The organism is Pseudonocardia sp. UM4_GMWB1 (genome assembly GCF_017312155.1).
Classification (GTDB): Bacteria; Actinomycetota; Actinomycetes; order Mycobacteriales; family Pseudonocardiaceae; genus Pseudonocardia; species Pseudonocardia alni.
This window is the reverse complement of sequence record NZ_QJPN01000001.1, coordinates 3,519,508-3,535,489: the sequence shown is the minus strand read 5'-3', so window position 1 is coordinate 3,535,489 and position 15,982 is coordinate 3,519,508. Positions and strand designations below refer to the sequence as shown.

The following is a 15,982-nucleotide window of genomic DNA, read 5'->3' as shown; positions in this document are numbered from 1 at the left end:
CTACCTCTGTCGACCGAGATCCAGTCTGCCCCAAACCTACCCGGAGTAACTTGACCTGGCGCGACAACAACTTACCCTCGTGCGACATGGGCACCGGATCACTCACCCGGGCGAGGGCGTTGCGGGGGCTCGTCGCGCTGGTCGGCGAGCTGGGCGGCGACGGAGCGGCGCTGTTCGCACGGTTCCGCATCCCGATCGACGCCGTCGAGGGGACCGACCCGGACGCGCTGGTCCCGACCAGGTCGGTGGCCCGGGTGCTGGAGACCGCGGCCGCCGAGCTCGGGTGCGGCGACCTGGGCCTGCGCCTCGCGCAACGGCAGGGCCCGGAGATCCTCGGGCCGCTCGCCGTCGCTGTCCAGAACTCGGCGACCCTCGGCGACGCGCTCGACTGCGCCTCGCGCTACCTCTACGTGCACAGCCCGGCGCTGACGATCGGCGCCGTCGCCGACCCGGAGGGCGTCGCCGGGGTGACCGGGCTGGAGTACGGCAGCACCGACCCGCTCCCGCCGCAGGTCGCCGACCTGGGCGTGGGGGTGCTGCACCGGATCGTCGGGCTGCTGTCGGGCGGGCCCTACGGGCTGCGGTCGGTGCACCTGCCGCACACCGCTCCCGCCGACGCCGACCGCTTCCGGGGCTTCTTCGGCGCCGAGGTCCGCTTCGACCGGCCCGCCGCCGTGCTGCGGGTACCCGCCGATCTCGTGCGACGACCGCTGGCCGGCGGCGACGAGACCGTGCGCGCCATCGCCATCGAGTACCTGGAGACCCACTTCGACCGGCCCGGGCGCACCGTCACCGACCGGGTACGGGCGGCCGTCGACCGGTCGCTGGGGTCGGGGCCGGTGCGGATCGGCTCCGTCGCCCGGCTGCTGCGGGTGCACCCCCGCACCCTGCAACGTCACCTCGCGGTGGAGGGGACGACGTTCGAGCAGGTCGTCGACGACGCCCGCCGGGACACCGCCGAGCGCCTGATCCTGCGGACCGACCTCCCGTTCACCCAGGTCGCGGCGATGATCGGGCTGGCGGAGCAGTCGGCGCTGTCCCGTGCGTCGAGGCGCTGGTTCGGGAGGCCTCCGCGGGAGCTGCGCAAGGCCGGACCGGCCGGGCTGCCGGTGGCCTGACGACTCCGCCGGCCCCGCGTCCGCGACCGGCTGCGCGTTGCGTGGACGCTCCAGGGTGGGCGGGACCCATGATCGTCGTCCGGGAAGGGATCGGTGCCGTATGTGGCACCGATCCCCTCCGAGAAACTGATCATGAACGTCCGGCCCCGTCTCCGGTGGCCCCGATCCACCGCGCCGGCCCTGCTCCACTCGCCACGATGCCCCGGACGGCGGATGCGTTCTGAGCGCCGCCGTGACCGACACCGTGAGCACTGGTGGCCGTGCGCGACGAGCTGCACGCCGCCGGGATGTCGATCGCCTACAACGTCGGCGTCCTGCAGGTCGGCGGCACCGCACCGCTGGTGTTCACGACCCTGCTCGACACGACGGGGTCGCCGGTCTCACCGGCGTACTCCATGGTGTCGGTGGCGGTCGTCTCGGTGCCGGCCGTCACCGTGGCCCGGCGCGGCTTCGCCCAGCGCCGACGGTCCTACCGGGCGCGCAGCGCGTAGCGGCGCTCGGCGTAGTCGAGGTCGTCGCGCCACAGCCGGGTTGCGGCCGCGGCCATCGCCGGGCGGATCGCCGGGGCGAGCTTCGAGGCCACGGAGAACCCGGGCCGGTCCGACCCGGCGACGACGGCCTCGATCACCGCGGTCCGGGGCCGCCCGTCGCGGTCGGTGCCGCGCGGGGTCGCGTGGGTCTCGACGACCGAGCCGACGCCCTCGCCGGAGACGATGCGCATCACCACCGTCCGCGGCTCCGGACACACGAACTCCGCCCGCACCGGGACGCCGAGCCCCGGACCGACCTTGAAGGTGACGGTGACCAGGAAGCGGTCGTCGGACTCGTCGACGTCGGTGACGGCGGGCGCGGAGTCCACCGTCAGCTTCTGGAACGAGTACGGGTGGAACCAGGCGCCGTGCCACGGGTCGAGCCGGTTGGCGACGATGTCCTCGGGCTCGCACACCCCGACCAGGGTGGTCACGGCGTCGAGGACCGCGCCGGCCGGGCGGGCCGGGACGACCGGGGCGTCGGTCGGCTCCTCACCGCCGACGTCGTCGAGCCGCGCCCAGACGAGCACCCCGTCGTCGTGGACGGGGTGCACCGCCCAGCCGGGGCCGGACCGGGCGCCCAGGCGCAGCCCGTGCCAGCGGCACACCAGCTCGCCGCAGTCGACTGCCGCCAGAGCCATCGGCGCACCGAGGTGCGGGCAGGCGCCGGGACCCACGCGCACCGTCCCGTCCTCCTCCCGCCACGCGACGAGCTCGACCCCGCCGATGCGCACGCCGAGCGGCCGGTCGCCGCGGATCTCCCGGCTCGCGGCGACCACGAACCAGTTCCCCGACGGGCGCGCCTGCGCCCGCTCCAGCGCGGCCGAGATCAGCTTCGGGTCCGCGCCGGCGTAGGTCGGCTTCTGCGCCGCCCACTTCTGGGACGGCAGCGGTTGCAGCGGCCAGTGGGACGGCCAGTTCGCGGTGAGACGGGAGAGCAGGGTCATGACGTGGTGTCCTTCGACGGGTGTCAGGTGCGCATCGCGTACTCGGCGGCGCGCCGCAGCGGACCGAGGCGGCCGCTGGTGGGGACGGTCTCGAGCGGGTGGCCGGCCAGGCCCCAGCCGGCGAGCAGCCGGTTCGCCGCCTGCCAGCCGGTGCTCGCGGCGCGCTCCATGAGCGCGACCGGCAGGTCGATCCGGATGCCGTCGCCGGCCAGCACCAGGCCGTCGACGGGGGTGGCGACGGTGGGCCGCCGCGCGAAGTCGCCGACGCCGAACATCGGGCAGTCCTCGCGCCACTGGACGAGCTCGCCGACCGCGCGGGCCCGCGCGGTCTCCGGGTAGAGCTCGTGCAGTCGCGCGACGCAGCGCTCGCGCAGCCCGGCGGTCCAGGCGTCGTCGTCGACGCCGGGTGGCGGGGCCGCCGAGTAGGCGTGCAGCTCCACCACCGAACCGCCGTGGCGGGCGGCCCAGCCGGCCGCGTCGTGCTCATAGCGGTCGAGCACGGAGATGTTGTCGAGCGGGTCGAGCCCGCCGGTGCCCAGGAACGGCGGCCGGGACGCGTCGACCGGGGTGTCGAGCCACAGCCGCTGCACCAGGAACGGTGGCGCGCTGCCGAGCGCGGCGACGTCGGCGCGCCAGCGGTCCAGCGCGCCGGGCCCGTCGACGGTGGAGACCTGCTCGCCGAGGTCGGAGGACGCGGCGACGACCGAGCGCAGCCCGCGCACGTCGGTCGCGAGGACCACGGCGTCGGCTGCGGTACCGCCGGCGGAATGATTCACGTGGAACCGTCCACCGTCGACGGACCCCCCTCGCTCCAGTGAGGACACCGTGACCCCGGTCCGGAACGTGACACCGCGGGTGGTCAGGTAGTGGCGCAGCGGCTCCCACAGCGCGGTGTCGAAGCCCGCGTCGGGCACGTCGAACATCAGGCCCTCGGAGGAGCCGAGGAAGTAGATGTGGAACATCGTCGCGAGCTCGGCGGCCGACATCGTCGAGGGCGGCGCGAAGAAGCTGCGGGAGAACACCTCGAAGGCCAGGTGCCGGGCCGCGGGCGGGAAGTTGATCGACTCGACGAAGCTCTGCGCGTCGACGTGGTCGATCGCCTCGTAGATGCCGGGCACGCTGACCGCGGCCAGCGGCGCGGCGGCGCGGGCGTCGAGCCGCAACAGGTCCGACGGGCGGAACGTGGGGCTGCGCAGCGCGAACAGCACGGCGTTCCACGGGGGCGTGCGCGGCAACCCGCGGAAGGTGTCCCGGCGGCCCTGGGCGTCGACGAGCGGGTAGTCCTCCAGCGGCACCAGCCGCTCCAGCCCGGGGTCGCCGCGGCGCAACAGCGCGCGCAGGTTGTAGTACTGCCGGAAGAACGCGTGGAAGCCGCGGCTCATCGACACCGGCGTGCCGTCGGGCAGCGTCTCCGACCAGCCACCGACCCGGCCGCCCAGGTAGGGCTCGCGCTCCAGCACCTCGACGGCGACGCCGCGCTCGGCCAGCCCGGTCGCCGCGGCCAACCCGGCGATCCCGCCCCCGACGACGACCGCCCGCGGCCGCCGCCCCAGCTGCCCGGCGTCGCCGAGGCCACCGGCGGGCTCGTGGCGGACGCGGCGCGGGTCGGTCGGGCGGGCGGTCACGACCGCGTCCCGAGCACGGTGTGCACGACGCCGTTCTGCCAGCCGGTCATGGTCTCGGAGTGCACGGCGTCGAACCCGGCGGCGCGCACCCGGTCGCGCAGGCGGCCGATGCCGTCGAAGGTGTTCACGCTGCGCCACAGGTGCCGGTACAGCGCGGTCTCGCCGGTCGTCATCCGGCCGAGCGGCACGATGATCCCCCAGCAGACCGCGTGCCAGGACAGCCGGGCGCGGGGGGAGTCGGCGACCGAGTACTCGTGCAGCGCGAGCACCCCGCCCGGGCGCAGCAGGTCGTGGAAGCGGCGCAGCTGGGCGTCCGGGTCGTCGAGGTTGCGCAGCAGGTAGGCGGCGAGGATCCCGTCGAACGGTCCCTCGACCCCGTTCTCGGCGAGGGTCTCGGCGGTGGAGTGCACGAACCGCACCGACGCCGGCCACGGCTTGGTGCGGGCGCGCTCGAGCATCCCGGCCGAGGCGTCGACGGCGACGATCTCGGCGCGCGGGGCGACCCCGAGCAGCGCCGCGGTGGAGGCCCCGGTGCCGCAGCCCGCGTCGAGCAGGCGCAGCCCGGCGCCGTCACGGGGGAGCCGCATCCGGGCCGCGGACGCGCGCAGGTGGTCGTGGTAGCCGGGGTTCATCCCGACCAGGCGGTCGTAGTCGGCCGCGCCGTCGTCGAAGTGCGACGGGACCTGCTCGCGGGGCAGGCCCGCACGGCCGACGGTTCCGGGGCGGGTGGGACGGGACGGGGAACGGTCGACCATGTCCGCGAGCCTAGGACCGCCGGCGTCGCACGGCGCGTCGGGTCGTATCCTGTTGCACCGCAGTCACTCGCGGGGGCTTCCCCGGTCAGGAGACCCGGTCGGCGCAGCGCACGGCCATCGCGCGCAGCACCGCGGCGACGTCGTCGCCGAGCACCCCGTCGGCGACCGCGCCGTCGACCAGCCGCAGAGCACCCTGCACCCGGGTGGCGATGAGCTCCTCGATGCGGCGGCGGGCCCCGGTCGACTCGATCGCCATCCGCGCCGCGGCGACGTCGACCGGGCCGTCGGCCTCGTCGGAGCCGTGCAGCAGCGCGTCGAGGGCGCCCCGGGTGGCCGGTCCGGCGACCTCGCGGGCCAGCACGACCAGGCTGGTGGCCTTGCGCTCGGCCAGGTCGTCGCCCGCGGACTTGCCGGTGGCGTCGGTACCGAACACGCCCAGCACGTCGTCGCGCATCTGGAAGGCCTCGCCGACCATCGTCCCGTAGTCGCCGAGTGCCGCGAGCAGCTCCGGTGCGGCCCCGGCCATCGCGGCGCCGAGCTCCAGCGGGCGCCGGACGGTGTAGTTGCCGGACTTGCGGCGCAGCACGTCCATCACCTCGTCGAGGGTGGGGACGCGGCGGGCCTCGTTGAGCAGGTCGGCGAACTGCCCGACGGCCAGCTCCGAGCGCATCTCGTCGTAGCGCGGCCAGCCGCGGTCGAGCACCGCACGCGGCAGCCCGCTCTCACGCATCGCCTGCTCGGCCCACACCAGGCACAGGTCGCCCAGCAGCACCGCGCCGGACTCGCCGAACCGGTCCGGGCAGCCGGACATGCCCTGGCCGCGGTGCCAGGAGGCGAGCTGGACGTGCACCGTCGGCCGGCCGCGGCGCAACTGCGAACGGTCCATGACGTCGTCCTGGAGCAGGGCGAAGGCGTGCAGCAGCTCCAGCCCGGACACGGCCGCCAACGCGGCGGGGGAGTCCGGGGCCGCGGCCCGCCAGCCCAGGTAGCCGAACATCGACCGCAGGTACTTGCCTCGGCCGACGAAGTCGCTCAGGACCCCGGCGACGAAGTCCGCACCGCGCATCGAGTGCACGTGCTCGGCGCATCGGAGCCGCACGGTCTCGTCGACGTGGGCCCGGACCCGGCCGCGGATCTCCGCGACCCAGTCCGGGTGGGTGGGGACGTGCTCGAGCCGCCGGTCCTGCCCGGTCTCCACGAACATCGCGCGGCCTCCCGTCGGGTCGCCTGGGGTGGTGAGCGGCCGGACGTCGGCGTCCGGACCCGGTCGGGGGCCGAGGGCACGACCGGGCCGGGTCTGTCGAGGGTATGGGGGGCGTCGTGATCGCGCGCGCCGAATCGGACAGACCACCCCGGTCGGGTTCGGACGGAGCGGCCACGTGGTTCGGGTGACCCACGTCACCGGCCGTCCGGGCCGGTCAGCCGGCCCGGAGGAACGACCAGGCGACCAGCCACACCGACCCGGCGACGAGTGCCATCGCCCCGGGCACGTGCACGATCAGCCCCGCGATGTCGCCGAACCACGCCTGGACGAAGGTGAACGCGAAGACAGCCGCGGCGAGGACCGACGGCCACCACGCTCCGGCGGTGACGACACAGAGCCACACCGCGGCCGCCGCGGCGAGCCCGGTGACGACGTGCAGCACGATCGCGCCGGTGCCGTGCGGGCCGACGTCGCCGCCGGTGAACAGGCCGGCGGCGGTCACGAACTGCCAGGCCAGGACGACGACCGACGCGGTCGCGAGCACCCGCAGGGCCAGGACGGGGGTGGAGCGGGTGACGTCGGGGGCGGCGTGGCGGTGTGGGGCGGACATCCTCGCAGTCTGCCGACAACCGGCCGCAGGTGCACGAACCGGGCGTTCAGGCCATCGCGGGCGCGAGCTCCCGCGCGACGACGACGGCGGCCCAGGCCGGGAGGAAGTGCCGCACCGAATCGAGCGCGGGGGCGCCGGTGACCGGGCTGAAGTGGTGGTCCACGAACGCGCGCAGCGCCGCGGAGTGGCCGAGCCGGTCCGGGACGAACGCCACGTCGTCGCGCCAGCCGCACTCGCAGGCCGCACGGTAGGCGACGGCCGGGACGCGGCGTGCGTCGCTCCAGATCCCCGTCGCGCGGCCGTCGGCGGTGTCCGCGCTGACGAACCCCTCGTGGTCGTCCGACCCGGGGATCTCCACCGGTCCGATGTAGAGCACGCGCTGATCATCCCCGGGGGCCGGCGGTGCGCAACCCGCGGCGGGACGGGTGGGCCCTCCGGTTCGTCCGGCGGTCGTCCGACGGCCCCGCGTGGCAGGCTGGCCCGGTGGCGGACGACGAGCGGGGCGAGGCGGTGCTGGCCGCCGCGACCGACGCGGCCCGCCGCGAGTTCGGTGGCGAGCTGGTGGCGGCCTACACGCTCGGCAGCCTCGCGCACGGCGGGTTCGCCCCCGCCGTCAGCGACGTCGACCTGGCCCTGGTGCTGCGGGAGACCGGCGGCGGCACGGCCTCGCGGGTGCACGACGTCGTCGCCGCGGCCCGGGACGCGGCCGCGGGCACCGACGGGCTCGCCGAGCGGCTCTCGGTGTTCTGGGCCGACCCGGACACCGTGCGCCACGGGACCGGGCGCCGACCGGCCCGCCTGCCCGCCGTCGACCGGCTCGACCTGCTCGACTCCGGCGTGCTGCGCCACGGCACCGACGTCCGCGACGGGGCCGTCCCGCCCGGCCACGACGAGCTGGTCCGCGGCTCGGCCGGGTTCCTCGTCGAGCGGGTCGACGACGCCTGGCTCGCCGGGGTCGCCGACCCGGCCGCACTGCTGGCCCGCGGGCCGCGCGCGGTCACCAAGACGGTGCTGTTCCCGGTCCGGTTCCTGCACACCCTCACGACCGGGGAGATCGGCCGCAACGACGCCGCCGTCGCCTCCTACGACGGCGCCCACCGCGACCTGGCCCGGGCCGCCCTGCGGTGGCGCGACGGGGCGCTCGGCGAGCGGGTGGCGGCCTGGACCCTGCTGACCGACCACCTGGCGGGCCTGTACCGGGAGTGCGTCGACGCCCATCTCGCGGCGCTGCCCGGTGACGACCCCGCCGTCACCGGGCTGCGGGCGCTGCGCGACGCCCTGGCGGTGCTCACTGCTTCGCGGGCCTCCGTCCCACGAACGCCCCGATCCCGGTGACCGCGCGCCCCACGACCAGGGTGTTGATCTCCTTGGTGCCCTCGTAGGAGTAGAGGGCCTCGGCGTCGTTGAAGAACCGGCCGACCTTGTTCTCCAGCAGGATCCCGTTGCCGCCGAACACCTCCCGGGCCCGGGCGACCGCGTCGCGCAGCATCAGGGTGGCCTGTCGCTTGGCCAGGGCCGCCTGCTCGTCGCGGAAGGTGCCGTCGTCCTGCATCTGGGCGACCCTGACCGCCATCCCCAGCGAGGCGACGACGGCGCCCAGGATCGACACGAGGTGGTCCTGGACCAGCTGGAAGGACGCGATGGGCTGCCCGAACTGGACGCGTTCGACGGCGTAGTCACGGGCCAGCTCGAACACGCCCGCCATCGCGCCGACCGCGTTCCAGGCGACGCCGCCACGGGTCACCCGCAGTACCCGGTTCGTGTCGGCGAAGCTCTGTGCGCCGGGCAGCCGGTTCGCCTCCGGCACGCGCACGCCGTCGAAGGTGAGGTCGGCGTTCTGCACGGTGCGCAGCGCGAGCTTGCCCTCCATCTTGGTGGCGGTGAACCCGGGCATGTCCTTCTCGACGACGAAGCCCTTGACCGAGTCGTCCGCCACGTCGCGGGCCCACACGATCACCAGGTCGGCGAAGGTGCCGTTGCCGATCCAGCGCTTGGCGCCGTCCAGCACCCACTCGTCGCCCTCGCGGCGAGCGGTGGTCTCCAGCCCGCCCGCGACGTCGGACCCGCCGTGCGGCTCGGACAGCGCGAACGCGCCGATCCTCTCCATCCGGCGCATGGCCGGGAGCCAGCGGTCCTTCTGCTCCGGCGACCCGCACAGGTCGATCGAGGTCAGCGCGAGCCCGGCGTGCACGCCGAAGAACGTGGCCATCGACGGGTCGACGCGGGACAGCTCCATCGACACGAACGAGGTGAGCAGCCGCGAGTAGGCGGGCCGGTCCGGCCACTCCCGTGCCAGCCCGACGACGTCGAGCTCGGCGAACCCCGGGATCAGCTCGTGCGGGAACTCCGCGCGGTCCCAGTACGCGTCGGCGATCGGGGCGATCTGCTCCTCGGCGAAGGACCGGACCCGGGAGAGGATCTGCTGTTCCTCGGGGGGGAGCAGGTCGACGTAGCCGAAGAGGTCGGCGGGAAGCGGTGCGGTCATGACTCCTCCATCTGCGACCGGGCGGCGAGTACGGAGGTCTCGGCGCGGTCGCGTGCGGTGGTGAGGGCCTCGCGGCTGGGGCCGTAGGCGTCCTCGGTGGCGGTGCTGATCGCCTCGACGGTGTCCGGGTCGAGGGTGGGGTCCCCCAGGTCGGCCCATCGGCGCGCCATCCCCGGGCCGAGGTGCTCGAGCAGGTGTCGCAGGCCGCCGTCGCCGCCGCCGAGGTGGAGGCTCAGGAACGGTCCGCCGGTCGCCCAGCGCGGACCGAGCGCGCCGGTGACCACGCGGTCGAGCTCGGCGGGGGAGACCACACCGTCACGGACGAGGGAGACGGCCTCGCGGAACAGCGCCGACTGCAGCCGGTTGCCGACGAAGCCGTACACCTCCTTGTGGATCTCGACCGGGTCCTTGCCGACCGAGCGCAGGAACTCCGCGGCCCGCGTGACGTTGTCGCGCGTGGTGCGCTTCCCGGCGACGAGCTCCACCAGCGGCAGGACGTGCGGCGGGTTGAACGGGTGCGCGACGAGCAACCGGGCGGCGGCGTCGTCGTCGAGCCGGGCGGCGACGTCGGTGGGCAGGATCCCCGAGGTGGAGCTGAGCAGCAGCGCACCGGCCGGGGCGTGCGCGGCCGCGGTCGCCCAGATGTCCTGCTTCACCTCCAGGCGCTCGGGTCCCTGCTCCTGGACGACGTCGGCACCGGCCACGGCGCGGGCGGGGTCCGGTTCGCAGACGACCCGCTCCAGCAGGTCCGCCGACCCGAACCGGCGCACACCGGCGTCGACGACCTCGGCCAGGTCCGGCCGCGGGTCGGTGACGACGACGTCGTGTCCGGCCGCGGCCAGCAGCACGGTCCAGGAGACGCCGATGGTGCCGGCACCGATCTCGGTGATCCTCACGATTCCTCCAGGTAGTCGTGCACGGTGGTGATCGGCGCGAGCGTGAGGTCGGTCAGCACGTGCGAGGCGGAGACGATCTCGCGCACCGGCAGGTCCGCCAGCGGTGCGAGGACGTGGTCGAACAGCTGCAGCCGGGCCGGTCCGGTGAACGCCCGCTTGACGGTCAGGTCGGTGATCCGGGTGCGGACCAGCCGGGCGTCGACCGGTCCCGATCGGCCCGGCACGAGCTTGACCATGAAGGTCGGCACACCGACCTGCGCGGCGGCCTCCGCCGGATCGAGCTCGGTGTGCTGGTAGGCCATGGTCGCGACGGCCACCGGCAGCGAGCCCTTGTGCAGGGTGCCGACGAGCGCACCGTCCTCGACGCCCAGTCGTGGTGTGCCGAACGCCTTCGGGTAGGCGCTCTGCTCGCGCCCGGCGAAGGTCGCCGGTGCGTTGTCCAGCCACATGCCGTGCAGGTACTCACCCTCCTCGCCGTCGAAGGAGCACGCCAGCGCCTGCCCGGACTCGGTGTAGGGGCCGAAGCCGTCGACGTCGCCCATGTGCATGACCTCGAACCGGACCAGCGGCTCCCCGGCCACCAACGGCTCGGGCAGCGCGCGACGGAACGCGTCGGGATCGGTGCGGTAGACGACGTTCAGGTACTCGCGGTCGGTGAACCGGTGCGGTCCCGGCGTGAACGCGGGCGCGGTCAGCGGGGTGGTTCCGGCGGCGAGGACGTCGGCGGCCCTCATCGGGCGAGCACCCCGTCGGCGACCAGCGCGGCGATCTCGTCGTCGGTGCGGCCCAGCTCGCGCAGCACGTCGGCGCCGTCGGCGCCCAGCGCGGGGGCCGGGGTGCGCATCCCGCCCGGGGTGGCGGTGAACCGGACCGGGAAGCCGATGGACCGGTAGCGGCCCTCGGTGGGGTGCTCGGCCTCGGTGAGCAGGCCGCCGTCGGTGACGTAGGGGTCGGTCTCGGCGTCGTCGACGGCGAGGACGGGCGCGAACGGGACCGAGTACTGCGCGCACAGCTGCGCCCACTCGTCGGTCGTGCGCCGGGGGGCCAGCTCGCCGATCAGCGCGTACAGCTCGGGCTGGTGCGCGGCCATCGCGGCGGAGGTGGCGAACCGCTCGTCGGCGGCGAGGTCGTCGCGGCCGGCCGCGGTGAAGAAGTCGGCGATGTTGCGCGGGGTGTAGGGCAGGATGCAGGCCCAGCCGTCCTTCGTCGCGACGGCCTCGTGCCCGGCGGCCATCGACCGGTTGAACCCGGTCGGGCCCTCCGCGGGCACGAAGGTGTGCCCGGACAGGTGCTCCACCAGGTTGAACGCGAGCAGTGTGTCGGTCATCGGGACCTCGACCAGCTGCCCCTCGCCGGTGGCCCGCTGGTGGATCACCGCGGCCAGCGTGGAGTAGGCGATCGTCAGCGCGCAGACCTTGTCGGCCAGGATCGTCGGCGCGTAGGAGGGGGTGCCGGTCGCCCGGCGCATCAGGTCCACCATCCCCGACGACGCCTGCACGATCTCGTCGTAGGCGGCGCGGTCGGCGAGCTCGGAGTCGCTGCGGAAGCCCTGCGCGCGGACCTGGACCAGGCGCGGGAAGCGCTCGGCGACCCGCCCGGGGTCGAGTCCGAGCCGGTCCAGCGCACCCGGGCGCATGTTCGTCACGAGGACGTCGGCGGTGTCGAGCAGGTCGTCGAGCACCGCGCGGCCGGCGTCGGTCTTGAGGTCGAGCGCCACCGAACGCTTGTTGCGGTTCACGTTCAGCGCGAGCGCGCCCATCCCGCGGTTGCGCTGCGGCAGGGTGCGGCGGGTCATGTCCCCGGCCGGAGGCTCGATCTTGATCACCTCCGCGCCCAGGTCGCCCAGGATCTGGCAGGCGTACGGGCCCATGACGACCGACGCCAGGTCGATCACCCGCAGCCCGTCCAGTGCGCCACCCATGTCGTGCTCCTTCCGCTCGCTCGCCGTCACGTTCTCCATGAGCATGGCTAACTTTCCTCGCCCCTGCGAGCTAGGCTTACCCATATGCGTAACCACCACCGGACCGTGGACCGGGTGGCCGGTCTGCTGGAGGTCGCCGCCCGCCGGCCCGGCGGCAGCTCCCTGTCGGCGCTGGCCCGCCGCGTCGGAGCCCCGGTGTCCTCGGTGCAGAAGCTCGTCGACGGTCTGGTCGCCACCGGCTACCTCGACGAGCGCGACCGTCGGTACACCCTGGGCCCCGCGCCCTGGATGCTCGCGGCGAGGGCGGGGGAACCACCCGTCCCGGCGATCCCGCACGAGGCGCTCGACCAGCTCGCCCGGCACACCGGGCTGCCGGTGCTGCTCGCCGCCCGGATCGGCGACGACGCCGTCTACCTCGACTGGGCGGGCGCCGACGAGGGTTTCGACGTGGCGCTGTCGGCGCGGGTCCGCGCGCCGCTGCCCGACACCGCGGCCGGCCGGGTCCTGCTCGCCCACCTCGGCCCGGCCGAACGCAAACGGGTCGCGCTCGCCGCGCACGAGGGTGATCCCGGCGCCGCCGCCGCGCTCCTCGACACCTGCGCCCGGATCCGCGCCGACGGGTTCGAACGCGGCGCGAGCGGCGCCCTGCTGCCCGGCGCGACGGCGGTCGCGGTCGCACTGCGCCACGACGGCCGGGTGACCGGGGCGCTCTCGGCCGCCGCCCGGGGTGCCGGGCCGCTGCCGGGTGAGGTCGTCGACGCCCTCGCCGACGCCGCGGGAGCCTGGTCCACCTGAGCCGCCGCGCCAGGTTTGCCGCCGTGTGTGCCGGGAAGGTGCGGGGGGATGCGTACCGACTGGATCCGAACCCTGAACGACAGCGACGGTCCCTTCGCGACCGTCGTGCTCGATGCCACGCACGACACCGCCGACGCCACCGAGCAGTACCGCCTGCGCTGGCGCGAGCTGCGGGAGCGCCTGGCCGACGACGGTGCCGACGAGTCGGCGCTCGCCGTGCTCGACGAGGCCGTGACCGCCGCCGACGCCCCCGACGGCACGGCCGGGCGGGTCCTCGTCGCCGACGCCGCGCGGGTCCTGCTCGACCGGCACACCGAGTTCCCGCCCGAGCGCGGGACCGCGGCCTGGGGTGCGGTCCCGGACCTGCTGGGCGTGCTCGGCGCCGTGGGGGAGGACGTGGCGACCGTCGTCGTCGCGGTCGACCGGACCGGTGGCCGGGTCCGCGGTGTGGACGGCACGGTCTCCGAGGTGTCGACCGACTCGGGCGGCCCGGTCCACAAGGCGAGCACCGCGGGCCCCGGAGAGGGCACCGCGGACGCCCGGGTCGAGGAGACCTGGAAGCGCAACGCCCAGGCCGTCGCCGAGCAGGTGGAGAAGTCCGTCCGGGCCGGCAACGCGGGCCTGCTCGTCGTCGCCGGGGACGCGGAGTCCCGGGCCCGCCTGCGCGACGAGCTGCCCCCGGCCTCGGCCGGGATCATGGCCGAGATCGAGAACACCGGCGGCACGGTGCCCGATCAGGTCGACGACACCGTGCGCGCCGCCGCCGACGAGGTCCGCGAGACCCGCCGCGGCGACGCCGTCGCGAGCTTCGCGACCGCGTCCGGGCGCGGCGACGGGCTCGCCGTCACCGGGCTCGGCGACGTCGCCGGCGCCACCCGCGCGCACGCCGTCGAGACGCTGCTGGTCGACCCGGCCGCGGTGCCCGGCACCGAGCTGGTCGTCGGCTCCGACCCGGCCGCGGTGGGGGAGAAGGCCGACGAACTCGTCGGCGACACCCCGGTGCTGTCCGGTCCGGCCGCGAACGTCCTGGTCCGCGCCGCCGCCGCGACCGGCGCCGCCGTCGTGCTGGTCCACCCCGACGACGACGTCACGCTCACCGACGGCGTCGGCGCCGTCCTGCGCTTCCCGGTCGGCCCCGCCTCCTGATCGCGCCGCCGTCGTGCCCCGTCCCCGGGCCGGACCGGCCGGGACGGGGCATGATCGGGTCCATGAGCGACCAGCGGATCGAGACCTCGCGCATCATCGACGCGAGCCCGTCCGAGATCTTCGCCGTGCTCCGCGACCCGCGCGGGCACGTGGCCGTCGACAGCTCCGGGATGTTGATGTCGGCCGAGGGCGGGCCGGTCTCGGCGGCCGGGGACACCTTCGTCGTGCACATGGACCGCGAGTCGCTCGGCGACCGCCCGATGGGCCGCTACGACGTCACCGTGCACATCGCGAGCTACGTGCCCGACCGCGAGATCTCCTGGACCATCGTGGGCGTCATGCGCCCGCCGGTCGGTCACGTCTACGGCTACCGGCTGGAGCCGGTCGCCGAGGCCGACGGCGGCGGGACCCGGGTCGTCTCGTGGTGCGACTGGTCCGACATCCACCCGCAGTACCGCGACTCCGACCTGTTCCCGGTGATCTCCGCGGCGTCGCTCAAGGCGACCCTGGGCATCCTCGCCCGGACCGTGCAGAAGTCCTAGGCGATGCGGCGGCCCCGCCGCAGCAGGGCACCGGAGCCGCACGCCCACAGGGCCCACACCACCAGCAGCGGCTGGAACAGCAACCGGGTCGCGCGGGCGCCGTCGCTGTCGAGGCCGAACGCGTCGGTGCCGGTGAGGTACTGCGCCACGTTGCCGGGGAACACCAGCACGAACAGCGCCGCCGCGACCAGCCCGGCGTGCGGGCGCAGCCGGGCCGGTGCGAGGAGCACCCCGACCCCGACCGCGATCTCGACGAGCCCGGACATGAGCACCACCGCGCCGGGCGCGGGCAGGAACGGTGGCACCTGGGCCAGGAACTCGGCCGGGACGAGCAGGTGGGCGACGCCCGCGGCGACGAGGAAGGCGCCCAGCAGCAGCCGGGCGGTGGTGCGGACCGCGTGCACGGCGCCTCCGGACGTCAGCGATTCCGGGTGTCCGCGGCCCCGGCCGGACCGGGGACCGGACGGGTGCGGACACCCCGGGGTCACCCTCCCACGGAGGCCCTGACATGACCGCTCCCGAGCCCGTCCCGCCACCCGGCCGCCGACGCTGACGGGCGGTCGCGGTACCGCCGTCGTACCGCCCCCCGTCACCCCGTTGTCGCAGCGGGATACCGGCGACCGGGTCACGGTGCGCGCCGACACTGGGCGCTGCGGGTGAACCGGAGCTGTTTGCGATTGAGGCGCGCAGAGTCGGGGAATCCGGGGTGCACAACAGAACGACACGAACTTCTGCACGGACCGGGCGCTGGGGAGCCCTCCGGTCCGTCGGCCCCGGGTCCGAGGCGCGACCGCTTCGGGGGTGGTCGCGCCCCGGACCCGTTCCTCGTCGTGACCGGTCCGCGGGAGCCCGGTGCCGAGCCGATCCTGCGGGCTCGGATGAACTCCCGACATCGAGCGCTTACCCTGTGGGAATGACCGAGCCCGGAACCGTTGCGCCGCTGGCGCTCGACGAGCAGCTCTGTTTCGCGCTCCACTCGGCGTCGCGTGCGATGACCGGGTGCTACCGCCCGATTCTCGACTCCATCGGCCTGACCTACAGCCAGTACGCGGTTCTGCTCGTGCTGTGGGCCGAGGAGACGGTGCCCCAGCGGGAACTCGGCGAGCGGATGTTCCTGGACAGCGGCACGTTGTCGCCGATGCTGACCCGGCTGGAGGGTCACGGGCTGGTCACCCGCGCCCGTCGCCCGGACGACGAGCGCACCGTGCAGGTGTCGCTGACCGAGAAGGGCAAGGCGCTGCGCGAGCACGCCGCCGCCGCGCAGGACCAGGTCATCGAGGCCACCGGCATGTCGATGGACGAGCTGTTCCGCCTCCGCGACGACCTGCAGCGGCTGGCGTCCCGGCTCCGGTCCGCCGAGTCCGAGGTCGCTCCCGCCTGACCGGGGCGCCGCCCCGTCCGTGCGCGG

Annotated in this window: 18 protein-coding genes; 7 read left to right on the top strand and 11 right to left on the bottom strand. The window is 75.0% G+C overall.

The genetic code is table 11. From position 1 onward, the window contains the following. Window positions 1–86: 86 nt before the first annotated feature. Both DMP15_RS16830 and DMP15_RS16825 read left to right on the top strand, forming a co-directional pair. Entirely contained in the window at window positions 87–1,118 is a 1,032-nt protein-coding gene (locus tag DMP15_RS16830) for an AraC family transcriptional regulator (RefSeq protein ID WP_073574997.1), read from the top strand. Between the two features lie 254 nt (window positions 1,119–1,372). Continuing rightward, window positions 1,373–1,609 carry a hypothetical protein gene (locus DMP15_RS16825; RefSeq protein WP_073574996.1) on the top strand — a complete coding sequence of 79 codons (237 nt, stop codon included), beginning with the start codon at window positions 1,373–1,375 and terminating at the stop codon, window positions 1,607–1,609. On the opposite strand, the gene DMP15_RS16820 is transcribed toward DMP15_RS16825, so the two are convergent. The 6 genes from DMP15_RS16820 to DMP15_RS16795 all read right to left on the bottom strand — a co-directional run bounded on the left by DMP15_RS16820 (window position 1,588) and on the right by DMP15_RS16795 (window position 7,165). Next, on the bottom strand, window positions 1,588–2,595 hold the full coding sequence (locus tag DMP15_RS16820; RefSeq protein ID WP_073574995.1) for a DUF5914 domain-containing protein: 1,008 nt from the start codon (window positions 2,593–2,595) through the stop codon (window positions 1,588–1,590). The two genes, DMP15_RS16825 and DMP15_RS16820, sit on opposite strands and share 22 nt — an antisense overlap. A gap of 23 nt (window positions 2,596–2,618) precedes the next feature. After that, window positions 2,619–4,220: an FAD-dependent oxidoreductase gene (locus tag DMP15_RS16815; protein ID WP_337826139.1), complete on the bottom strand. Its 1,602-nt coding sequence runs from the start codon at window positions 4,218–4,220 to the stop codon at window positions 2,619–2,621. Continuing rightward, window positions 4,217–4,975: a class I SAM-dependent methyltransferase gene (locus DMP15_RS16810; RefSeq protein WP_100877852.1), complete on the bottom strand. Its 759-nt coding sequence runs from the start codon at window positions 4,973–4,975 to the stop codon at window positions 4,217–4,219. Before DMP15_RS16810 ends, DMP15_RS16815 begins: the two co-directional genes overlap by 4 nt. 85 nt (window positions 4,976–5,060) lie before the next feature. After that, window positions 5,061–6,179, bottom strand: a complete 1,119-nt coding sequence (locus DMP15_RS16805; RefSeq protein ID WP_337826138.1) for a polyprenyl synthetase family protein — start codon at window positions 6,177–6,179, stop codon at window positions 5,061–5,063. A gap of 214 nt (window positions 6,180–6,393) precedes the next feature. Further along, window positions 6,394–6,789, bottom strand: a complete 396-nt coding sequence (locus DMP15_RS16800) for a hypothetical protein (protein WP_073574993.1) — start codon at window positions 6,787–6,789, stop codon at window positions 6,394–6,396. A 46-nt stretch (window positions 6,790–6,835) separates the two neighbouring features. Then, window positions 6,836–7,165, bottom strand: coding sequence for a hypothetical protein (locus DMP15_RS16795; RefSeq protein ID WP_073574992.1), 330 nt, complete (start codon window positions 7,163–7,165; stop codon window positions 6,836–6,838). A 107-nt stretch (window positions 7,166–7,272) separates the two neighbouring features. Between DMP15_RS16795 and DMP15_RS16790 the strand changes: the two genes are divergently transcribed. Next, on the top strand, window positions 7,273–8,124 hold the full coding sequence (locus DMP15_RS16790) for a hypothetical protein (RefSeq protein ID WP_139282748.1): 852 nt from the start codon (window positions 7,273–7,275) through the stop codon (window positions 8,122–8,124). On the opposite strand, the gene DMP15_RS16785 is transcribed toward DMP15_RS16790, so the two are convergent. Genes DMP15_RS16785 through DMP15_RS16770 form a run of 4 tightly spaced genes read right to left on the bottom strand, consistent with a single transcriptional unit; the run spans window position 8,078 to window position 12,091 of the window. After that, entirely contained in the window at window positions 8,078–9,274 is a 1,197-nt protein-coding gene (locus DMP15_RS16785; RefSeq protein ID WP_073574990.1) for an acyl-CoA dehydrogenase family protein, read from the bottom strand. The genes DMP15_RS16790 and DMP15_RS16785 overlap by 47 nt on opposite strands. Then, window positions 9,271–10,170 carry a 3-hydroxyacyl-CoA dehydrogenase NAD-binding domain-containing protein gene (locus DMP15_RS16780; RefSeq protein WP_073574989.1) on the bottom strand — a complete coding sequence of 300 codons (900 nt, stop codon included), beginning with the start codon at window positions 10,168–10,170 and terminating at the stop codon, window positions 9,271–9,273. Before DMP15_RS16780 ends, DMP15_RS16785 begins: the two co-directional genes overlap by 4 nt. Continuing rightward, complete coding sequence (locus tag DMP15_RS16775; RefSeq protein WP_073574988.1) at window positions 10,167–10,904, bottom strand: acetoacetate decarboxylase; 738 nt, start codon at window positions 10,902–10,904, stop codon at window positions 10,167–10,169. Before DMP15_RS16775 ends, DMP15_RS16780 begins: the two co-directional genes overlap by 4 nt. Beyond that, a complete protein-coding gene (locus tag DMP15_RS16770; RefSeq protein ID WP_337826702.1) occupies window positions 10,901–12,091 on the bottom strand; it encodes a CaiB/BaiF CoA transferase family protein in 1,191 nt (396 codons plus the stop codon). Before DMP15_RS16770 ends, DMP15_RS16775 begins: the two co-directional genes overlap by 4 nt. An 84-nt stretch (window positions 12,092–12,175) precedes the next feature. On the opposite strand from DMP15_RS16770, the gene DMP15_RS16765 reads away from it, so the two are divergent. The 3 genes from DMP15_RS16765 (at window position 12,176) to DMP15_RS16755 (ending at window position 14,574) form a co-directional block, all read left to right on the top strand. Next, window positions 12,176–12,886: an IclR family transcriptional regulator gene (locus tag DMP15_RS16765; RefSeq protein WP_337826137.1), complete on the top strand. Its 711-nt coding sequence runs from the start codon at window positions 12,176–12,178 to the stop codon at window positions 12,884–12,886. 48 nt (window positions 12,887–12,934) lie between these two features. Further along, window positions 12,935–14,032, top strand: a complete 1,098-nt coding sequence (locus DMP15_RS16760) for a baeRF2 domain-containing protein (protein WP_179759935.1) — start codon at window positions 12,935–12,937, stop codon at window positions 14,030–14,032. 62 nt (window positions 14,033–14,094) lie between these two features. Then, window positions 14,095–14,574 carry an SRPBCC family protein gene (locus tag DMP15_RS16755; RefSeq protein WP_337826136.1) on the top strand — a complete coding sequence of 160 codons (480 nt, stop codon included), beginning with the start codon at window positions 14,095–14,097 and terminating at the stop codon, window positions 14,572–14,574. Here the strand turns inward: DMP15_RS16755 and DMP15_RS16750 are convergent. Continuing rightward, a complete protein-coding gene (locus DMP15_RS16750) occupies window positions 14,571–14,978 on the bottom strand; it encodes a DoxX family protein (RefSeq protein ID WP_073574985.1) in 408 nt (135 codons plus the stop codon). The genes DMP15_RS16755 and DMP15_RS16750 overlap by 4 nt on opposite strands. A gap of 509 nt (window positions 14,979–15,487) precedes the next feature. Between DMP15_RS16750 and DMP15_RS16745 the strand changes: the two genes are divergently transcribed. Beyond that, window positions 15,488–15,955: a MarR family winged helix-turn-helix transcriptional regulator gene (locus DMP15_RS16745; RefSeq protein WP_073574984.1), complete on the top strand. Its 468-nt coding sequence runs from the start codon at window positions 15,488–15,490 to the stop codon at window positions 15,953–15,955. Window positions 15,956–15,982: the final 27 nt, after the last annotated feature.

Excerpts from the sequence above, each read along its gene's own strand:
- DMP15_RS16830 (WP_073574997.1), top strand. The coding sequence starts at position 87 with ATGGGCACCGGATCACTCACCCGGGCGAGGGCGTTGCGGGGGCTCGTC.
- DMP15_RS16820 (WP_073574995.1), bottom strand. The coding sequence starts at position 2,595 with ATGACCCTGCTCTCCCGTCTCACCGCGAACTGGCCGTCCCACTGGCCG.
- DMP15_RS16810 (WP_100877852.1), bottom strand. The coding sequence starts at position 4,975 with ATGGTCGACCGTTCCCCGTCCCGTCCCACCCGCCCCGGAACCGTCGGC.
- DMP15_RS16805 (WP_337826138.1), bottom strand. The coding sequence starts at position 6,179 with ATGTTCGTGGAGACCGGGCAGGACCGGCGGCTCGAGCACGTCCCCACC.
- DMP15_RS16800 (WP_073574993.1), bottom strand. The coding sequence starts at position 6,789 with ATGTCCGCCCCACACCGCCACGCCGCCCCCGACGTCACCCGCTCCACC.
- DMP15_RS16785 (WP_073574990.1), bottom strand. The coding sequence starts at position 9,274 with ATGACCGCACCGCTTCCCGCCGACCTCTTCGGCTACGTCGACCTGCTC.
- DMP15_RS16775 (WP_073574988.1), bottom strand. The coding sequence starts at position 10,904 with ATGAGGGCCGCCGACGTCCTCGCCGCCGGAACCACCCCGCTGACCGCG.
- DMP15_RS16770 (WP_337826702.1), bottom strand. The coding sequence starts at position 12,091 with ATGGGTGGCGCACTGGACGGGCTGCGGGTGATCGACCTGGCGTCGGTC.
- DMP15_RS16765 (WP_337826137.1), top strand. The coding sequence starts at position 12,176 with ATGCGTAACCACCACCGGACCGTGGACCGGGTGGCCGGTCTGCTGGAG.
- DMP15_RS16760 (WP_179759935.1), top strand. The coding sequence starts at position 12,935 with ATGCGTACCGACTGGATCCGAACCCTGAACGACAGCGACGGTCCCTTC.
- DMP15_RS16755 (WP_337826136.1), top strand. The coding sequence starts at position 14,095 with ATGAGCGACCAGCGGATCGAGACCTCGCGCATCATCGACGCGAGCCCG.
- DMP15_RS16745 (WP_073574984.1), top strand. The coding sequence starts at position 15,488 with ATGACCGAGCCCGGAACCGTTGCGCCGCTGGCGCTCGACGAGCAGCTC.